This window comes from Psychrobacter sp. GW64-MNA-CIBAN-0177 (assembly GCF_040309585.1).
Taxonomy (GTDB): Bacteria; Pseudomonadota; Gammaproteobacteria; order Pseudomonadales; family Moraxellaceae; genus Psychrobacter; species Psychrobacter okhotskensis.
The window spans coordinates 1-285 of the sequence record NZ_JBEOOY010000142.1; the positions used below are offsets into that span (position 1 = coordinate 1).

General features: G+C 62.1%; 1 protein-coding gene and 1 pseudogene. Both read right to left on the reverse strand.

Annotation, left to right across the window (positions count from 1 at the left end; all coding sequences use genetic code 11):
- Positions 1 to 81, reverse strand: a pseudogene (locus AAEY79_RS14530) (ribosomal-protein-alanine N-acetyltransferase); the annotation flags it as partial.
- Positions 74 to 285 (reverse strand): hypothetical protein (locus AAEY79_RS14535; RefSeq protein WP_352289003.1); only part of this gene is annotated, 212 nt, incomplete at its 5' end. The gene AAEY79_RS14535 and the pseudogene AAEY79_RS14530, both read right to left, overlap by 8 nt.

Sequence of the window (285 nt, forward strand, 5' to 3'; positions counted from 1 at the left end):
GCTGAACGCTGCGTATTCGATTTTCAGCACGGCGTCGAGGTCGGCCTCGGTCATCGGGCGAAAGGATAAAGCCTCACTCATCAGTTGTTTTCCAGCGCGCCATCAGCCGGCGCATGGCTTGCCAGACATCAGCCTTACGCTGTGGCTCTTCCATTAATAATTCCAGGCCCGGCAGGGCCCACACCGAACCCAGGCCTTCAACCTGCAGCTCGCGGTACCAGGCCTCGGCGTTGGCTTCACCGGCAAACCGCACGGCGGGCAGGCCGATCAGCCACAGGCACACGC